Origin of the sequence: Vibrio sp. 10N.261.51.F11, assembly GCF_041471665.1 — a bacterium.
In the GTDB taxonomy this organism is placed as follows: Bacteria; Pseudomonadota; Gammaproteobacteria; order Enterobacterales; family Vibrionaceae; genus Vibrio; species Vibrio crassostreae_C.
Map to the genome: position 1 here is coordinate 1 of NZ_JBFROW010000107.1, position 6,920 is coordinate 6,920.

The 6,920-nt window shown below is 44.0% G+C and carries 6 protein-coding genes; 2 read left to right on the plus strand and 4 right to left on the minus strand.

All coding sequences use genetic code 11. The features are described from left to right. Nucleotides 1–227: 227 nt before the first annotated feature. From AB4351_RS21855 to AB4351_RS21870, 4 genes are all read right to left on the minus strand, one after another. Complete coding sequence (locus AB4351_RS21855) at nucleotides 228–1,169, minus strand: zinc-binding dehydrogenase (RefSeq protein WP_017062694.1); 942 nt, start codon at nucleotides 1,167–1,169, stop codon at nucleotides 228–230. 66 nt (nucleotides 1,170–1,235) lie between these two features. Continuing rightward, nucleotides 1,236–2,324, minus strand: coding sequence for an alkene reductase (locus AB4351_RS21860; protein ID WP_017062693.1), 1,089 nt, complete (start codon nucleotides 2,322–2,324; stop codon nucleotides 1,236–1,238). A 10-nt stretch (nucleotides 2,325–2,334) separates the two neighbouring features. Then, on the minus strand, nucleotides 2,335–3,432 hold the full coding sequence (locus tag AB4351_RS21865; protein ID WP_017062692.1) for an alkene reductase: 1,098 nt from the start codon (nucleotides 3,430–3,432) through the stop codon (nucleotides 2,335–2,337). A gap of 115 nt (nucleotides 3,433–3,547) precedes the next feature. Then, complete coding sequence (locus tag AB4351_RS21870; protein ID WP_017062691.1) at nucleotides 3,548–4,429, minus strand: LysR substrate-binding domain-containing protein; 882 nt, start codon at nucleotides 4,427–4,429, stop codon at nucleotides 3,548–3,550. A gap of 192 nt (nucleotides 4,430–4,621) precedes the next feature. Here AB4351_RS21870 and AB4351_RS21875 point away from each other — a divergent pair, with 192 nt between their 5' ends. Beyond that, nucleotides 4,622–5,788 carry an MFS transporter gene (locus tag AB4351_RS21875; protein ID WP_029235440.1) on the plus strand — a complete coding sequence of 389 codons (1,167 nt, stop codon included), beginning with the start codon at nucleotides 4,622–4,624 and terminating at the stop codon, nucleotides 5,786–5,788. Between the two features lie 131 nt (nucleotides 5,789–5,919). Further along, nucleotides 5,920–6,612, plus strand: a complete 693-nt coding sequence (locus AB4351_RS21880; protein WP_017068416.1) for an SDR family oxidoreductase — start codon at nucleotides 5,920–5,922, stop codon at nucleotides 6,610–6,612. Nucleotides 6,613–6,920: the final 308 nt, after the last annotated feature.

The window sequence follows — 6,920 nt, forward strand, 5'->3', positions numbered from 1 at the left end:
TTACAGTAGTTCTACCGACTATTGAGCAATCACGAATTCTTCGTTGGTTAGATTGCTATTAGTATCGCATCTGCTAGTAAGAGCGTGGTCAAAATTATTTAGACCACAATTTTAAACGACGTTGCAAAGATGAGTCTTACTCAATATCAGCAATTAGAACAACTATCCAAGCAAAGTGTAGGAAGTAAGCGCTATGTGACTCCCAGCAAAAGGATAAATTGCGCAGTCTAACTCAATGTAATCACGGTTTTTCGTTTTGTGGTTTCACTGTGTTTCAACGCATCAAGCATCTGCTCGAATTTAAAAGTGACAGGAATACTAACTTCAACACTCCCATTTTCAATACGCTCAAGCAGCGCTTCACCATTTTGCATTAATGTATGCCAATCATCTTTATCACCAAAATTATGTAACGCTCCAAGGGCTATTTCGTGGTAAGAAATAGTGCGCGTAAATGGAGGGTCAATGGGTTTAGCAATACGATCTTGAATGCAGACAATATGTCCATTCGCTCTTAACAGCGGCACTAAATGGGCGGCATTTTCCCCACTCACCGCATCAAAAATGGCGAAGTATTTCATGTCGATTTGAGATTGCTCCCGATAAACTTGGCGAATACCTAAGCTTTTGGCTCGCTCTTCGCTCAGACTCGCGGAGACAACATCAACGATATAACCCGCTCTGACAAGGATCTGGGATAACAAATTATTCACCGCGCCAAAACCAACGACAAGCACTTCTCTTTGTTGGGTTAATGGAATTTTTTCAAATGCTTGCCACGCAGTTAGCATCGGACAAGGCAGTGCCGCGGCAAGTTCAAAAGATAGGCTCTCAGGTAGTGTCATCACTCGCTCAACGTTCAAAACAGTATATTTAGCGAAGCTACCATGGCGATTTAGTGAACCATGATATGCCACTCGACGGCCAATTAGACTGGGATCAACTTTAGAACCTACTTGTACGACGACGCCTGCACCATCAACACCTGGAACATGGCCATTCGGCCAATTTAAAGGATTGGCTTTAATAAATTTCCAATCCACAGGGTTAATACCAATCGCTTTGTTTTGTACTAAGATTTCGCTGTCATCTAAAGCTGCTCTTTCAGCCTTACCTAAAACAAGACTGTGTTTCTCAGTTTGATATTGCCAAATTCGATAGGGTTCCATATCACTTCCACTCGCTTAATGAAAAGGTAAGGCACCAAAGAGTTATCGTCCTTGGTACCTGGTGTATTAGGCTTGATAAGTTGGATAATCGACGTAGCCTTCGGCTCCGCCCCCATACAAGGTCAACCTAGCATCGGCATCAAACTCGGCCAATGGTAAATCATGAGCAAATCGGGCGACTAAATCAGGGTTCGTTACAAAAGGAGTACCAAAGGCAACGAAATCAGCATACTGCTTATCTAGCAACTGTTGGGCAGATTGCTTGGTCAACTTTCCTGCAACCATGATTGGATTAGAGTATATTCGGCGTACTTGCTGGCGAAACTCTTCAGGCACCTCTACATAGCGTGATATGTTTTCTGAAAAATGCACATACGCAAGGTTCATCAGTTGTAGTTTTTCCAGCAATGCTAACGTTAGCGGAACAATTTCAACATCATCCCCAGCAAAACCCTCTCCGATATGAGGAGACAGACGAACCGCAACTCTTTCCCCACCAATTTCGTCGGTAAGTGCTTGCAACGTATCAACCAAAAAGCGCATGCGATTCTCTTGGCTGCCACCATATTGATCACTTCTTTGGTTGCTTTCTAAGCGTAAAAAGGTATCAAACAAGTAACCATGCGCAGCATGAATTTCCACGCCATCAAAACCAGCTTCAATGGCGTTTTTGCCCGCTTGTACAAAATCCGCAATCGTGCTCTTAATGTCTTGCAACGTCATCTCCCGTGGCGTTTCGGTTTCAATCATCCCAAAGCCACCTTCAGCTAGTGGGCCAAATACTTGATCTGGGATTTTAATCGCTGATGGGGCTAACGGCTTAGTACCTGAAATATCAGAATGACTGCGTCGCCCCACATGCCAAAGTTGAGTAAATATTTTCCCGCCATCTTGATGCACAGCTTGGGTGGTTTTTTTCCAGCCTTCGATGTGCTCTGGGGTATAAATGCCCGGAGTCATCGAATAACCTCGTGCAGCCGCTGAGATCGGGGTGCCCTCTGATACAATGAGTCCAGCACTGGCACGCTGACGGTAGTAGGTTGCCATCATCTCGTTTGGTACATCACCAGGTTGAGACGTGCGTGAACGAGTCATCGGCGCCATCGCGATACGGTTTCTAGTCTCAAGTCCGTGACCTTTAAATACCTTAAACATACTTACCCCCTTAAGCTTTATACGTTGGATAATCAATCAGACCTTTCTCACCACCACCAAACAAGGTGTTTGGATCATGCTCTGCCAATGGGTAGCCGTGAAGTAGACGTTCAGGAAGATCGGGATTCGCCACAAAAGGTCGACCAAAGCCGATCATATCAGCCAGTCCGTCATCAATAGCTTGCTTTGCTTTTTCCGCATTATAACGACCTGCGTAGATCAGCACGCCTTGAAAAGCATTGCGCATTGCACGTTTGAATGAGACGGGTGTATCTGGTGCATCATCCCAATCGACTTCAGCAATATGTAGGTACACGATATGATGTTTATTGAGTAACGCTGCGGCAGCGGTATAAGTCTCAATAGGGTTAGCATCAACAGTACCATTGAGGGTTGTTAAAGGTGCCAAGCGCACACCAACGCGATCAGCGCCAATGGCATCGACCATTGCAGTAACAACTTCATCAAGAAAACGAAGACGGTTTTCAAGACATCCACCGTACTCATCAGTGCGATCATTCGCCTCTGAATCAATAAATTGGTTAATTAAATAACCATTAGCGGCATGCAGTTCAATGCCATCAAAGCCTGCCTCAATGGCATTCAATGCGGCTTGACGGTAATCTTCGATCACTTGCTGAATATCGGCTTTTGTCATCGCTCTAGGCTGAACGACGTCAACAAAACCAGGTTCATCACTGCCATTATCAACGAATACTTTGACGTTTTCCGCTTTTAATGCGGAGGAAGAAATCGGTTGCTTACCACCGATGTTATCTGGGTGAGTGACTCTTCCCACATGCCAAAGCTGCGCGAAAATAGCGCCTTGTTTGGCATGCACAGCGTCTGTCACTTTACGCCAACCAGCAATCTGCTCAGGTGTGTAAATACCTGGGGTCCATGCATAGCCTTTTGCCGTCGCTGAAATTTGCGTACCTTCAGACACAATCAATCCTGCACTGGCACGCTGAGCGTAATAGGTTGCCATCATGTCATTTGCGACATCACCAGGCTGACTGGCTCTTGAACGCGTCATCGGTGGCATGACAATGCGGTTTTTGAGTGTGAGTCCACCCAATGTGAATGGTTTAAATAGTGATAGTGACATAGTTGAGCCCTCTTCATTTGATAGGGGCATACTAGCAAATGAGTCACCAATCATTTATAGCAATAAAGGCAAATAATATTTGTATAAATTGCAACAATCAGCTTGTTTAAGCGGGTTACAGGGTTAGCTTTGGCTTAATAAAATCAATAAAAGCGGAGATCCGCTTGGCCACAGAAGAAGTCTTATAATACACAGCGTTGACTTGTTCTCTTCGTGGATGACTGATTTTTTCGCTCTCCAACAGCGAGATTAAACGTCCTTCGGCAATATCTTTATTCACCATAAACCCTGATAGACATGCAATGCCATTTCCTGCCAACACAATTTGTCGAATGGTTTCGCCATTACTTGATGACATCAAAGCGTCTAGTTGGGTAAACCCTTTTAAAGGCCAGTCATTCAAAATTTTGGGGGCGACAAATCCAATGAGATTATGCTGAGCAAGATCGCTGCTTTTAGTGGGGAGCCCGCGTTTTGAGATATATTCTGGTGAAGCCACAATATACAAGGGGCTTCGACCCAGCGACCGAGCATGTAGCGTAGAATCGCTCAACGTACCAATCCGAATTGCTAAATCGGTTTTCTTTTCTAGTAAATCCACAATGCCTTCATTGGAGGTTATTTCTAGCTCAATATCGGGATAGGCTTGATTAAATGACTGCACCAATGGCACCAGTTGATGAAACACAAACGGACTAGCCGCGTCGACACGTAAACGGCCTTTGGGCAATTCCCCACGGGAAATAATATCTTCTTCCGCCTGCTGTAATTGCATTAATCCCACCCGCACAGAGTCAATGAACTGGCGTCCTTCATCGGTTAATTCAATACGTCTAGTGGTTCGGTTTAGAATAGTGACCCCAAGTTGACTCTCCACTTTACTGACCGCTCTGGATACTCGCGCGACTTGGATATCTAGGCTCTCTGCTGCCGCTGAAAAACCTCCGGTATCGACTACAGCTAGTAAAATGGCTAAATCATCAGATTTTGTTCGCATGCTATTTCCCTCAACTTTATCCAATCGCTCATCAGCTTTATTGCATTTATAACAAATATCATTTGTAAAAACCTCTGTTTTTCACAAAACATCTTTAATGCAAAATGCCCCCCATCAATTAACAACGCGACGGCATAGCGACCAATACATCGGCTATTGCTGGTCATTTTCAAACAACAGAGAGTAAATATTATGCCTTTAGCACTTCTTGCATTGACGCTCAGCGCCTTTGCTATTGGAACAACGGAGTTTGTGATCGTGGGGCTACTCCCGACCATGGCCTCCGACCTAAATATATCACTGCCTTCAGCAGGCTTGCTGGTTAGCCTTTATGCACTTGGTGTTGCCATTGGCGCCCCGGTTTTAACGGCTTTAACAGGAAAGTGGAATCGTAAACACGTATTGATTACCGTCATGTCACTGTTTGTTGTCGGTAACTTAGTTGCATGGCAAGCACCTGGATATAACACCCTGATTATCGCTCGTATTTTGACAGGTTTAGCCCATGGTGTATTTTTCTCCATTGGTTCAACCATTGCTACCGGTCTGGTACCAAAAGAAAAAGCCGCCAGCGCCATTGCGATTATGTTCACTGGTTTAACCGTGGCGTTAGTCACAGGCGTGCCGCTTGGGACATACATAGGTCAAACCTTTGGCTGGCAATCAACCTTCTTAGTTGTTGCGCTATTAGGTTTAATCGCATTAATTGGTAGTGCTTTCTTAGTACCAAATAACTTAAAACAACCTGCTGCAGCTAAGCTTTCATCGCAGCTTAAGGTATTAACTCAACCTAGATTATTACTGGTTTATGCGATTACTGCACTGGGTTATGGCGGCACTTTTACAGCATTCACTTTCCTTGCTCCTATTTTGCAGCAAGAAACTGGCTTTAGTGCGAATGCAATTAGTTTAATTATGTTGGTTTATGGAGTCTCAGTTGCGATTGGTAATATTTGGGGCGGAAAAATGGCCGATAAAATGGGCCCAATAAAAGCCCTTAGCATTATTTTTACTGGTCTTGCAGCTGTGCTTATCGTGTTCAATTTTACCGCCGTTAACCCTATTGCCGCGGTAGCCACGATTTTAGTTTGGGGGGCATTTGCATTCGGTAATGTTCCAGGTTTACAAGTATATGTAGTGAAACTTGCTGAAAAATATACACCAGATGCAGTGGATGTTGCTTCCGGTTTAAACATTGCCGCCTTTAACGTTGGTATTGCACTTGGTTCATGGGGCGGAGGGATGGTTGTCGCTGAAGCAGGCTTAATGCATACACCTTGGGTAGGTGCAGTAGTTGTACTGATAGCGCTTGCTTTGACCCGCTTTAGTGGCCGTCTTGATAAGCGTGCAGAAAGTTAATGGTAAAAATGTATTAATGAAATAAACACGACTCTTACCCTTAGAGCTGGTCAATGCAGCAGCATTGGCCAGCTTTTCGCAACTTATATTGATTGGTATTAGACAAGATTGAAACTGATAAGAGGCACTCAATGAAAACCGTTTTTATTACTGGAGCTAATCGTGGCTTAGGATTAGAGCTTGCAAAGCAATATGCACAGCGACATTACAAGGTCATCGCTTGCTGTCGCGATATTGATTCAGCGCATGAGTTAACCCTGTTAGCACAACAGTATTCAACCATTCGCCCTTATGCTCTAGATGTTAGTCATGAAACAGATATTCTAGCTTTAACTGAGGTGTTTAAAGAGCAACCTATTGATGTACTTATTCATAATGCTGGGGTGAGTGGTGAAGGATGTGACAACTTAGGCAATATGGATCAGCAAAGATGGCTAGAGGTGTTAAAGGTCAATACCATCGCACCCATGTTAATCACGCAGGCCTTGCTCAATAATATTCTAGCCGGCCAAGATAAAACCATAATCGGGATGACCTCAATACTGGCCAGTATTGATGATAACCGCTCAGGGGGACGATACAGCTATCGAGCATCAAAAGCGGCCCTCAACCAAATAATTAAATCTCTAGCCTGTGAATTATCCGAAGCGGGAGTGAAGACCATGGCAATTCATCCAGGTTGGGTAAAAACCGATATGGGTGGAAAGGAAGGCAAGGTAACAGTAAAAGAGAGTGTTACAGGCATGCTTAATGTTATCGACAATTTAAAACTTAAGCATTCAGGTTCATTTTTTGTCTACGATGGCACTCAATTGCCATGGTAAGCCTAGTAGTTACGTCACATGAAAGCTCTAAGGGGATGATATGCTTTTTACCTTTATAATCCTTTGTATTATCGCTTTGCTCGGATGGTATTTATACAAAGTCTCCCGTGATATTTCCCAAATTGACTGGGATTGGAATGGCGATGAGATCCTATAAATTGATATTGCCTGCATCTATGGCTGGTCACATTACATATCCTAAGGAACGACTGCGATCTTACTCTGGAATGAGTAAATACTTTAACGTGAAATGGGGCAAGCAATGATCGCGCTTAGAAAAGTCTGGGCTGTGATCACCAAACGATTCT

What these genes read in the sequence shown, in the direction of transcription:
- AB4351_RS21865 (WP_017062692.1), bottom strand. Translation starts at nt 3,432, where the DNA reads ATGTCACTATCACTATTTAAACCATTCACATTGGGTGGACTCACACTC.
- AB4351_RS21880 (WP_017068416.1), top strand. Translation starts at nt 5,920, where the DNA reads ATGAAAACCGTTTTTATTACTGGAGCTAATCGTGGCTTAGGATTAGAG.
- AB4351_RS21860 (WP_017062693.1), bottom strand. Translation starts at nt 2,324, where the DNA reads ATGTTTAAGGTATTTAAAGGTCACGGACTTGAGACTAGAAACCGTATC.
- AB4351_RS21855 (WP_017062694.1), bottom strand. Translation starts at nt 1,169, where the DNA reads ATGGAACCCTATCGAATTTGGCAATATCAAACTGAGAAACACAGTCTT.
- AB4351_RS21875 (WP_029235440.1), top strand. Translation starts at nt 4,622, where the DNA reads ATGCCTTTAGCACTTCTTGCATTGACGCTCAGCGCCTTTGCTATTGGA.
- AB4351_RS21870 (WP_017062691.1), bottom strand. Translation starts at nt 4,429, where the DNA reads ATGCGAACAAAATCTGATGATTTAGCCATTTTACTAGCTGTAGTCGAT.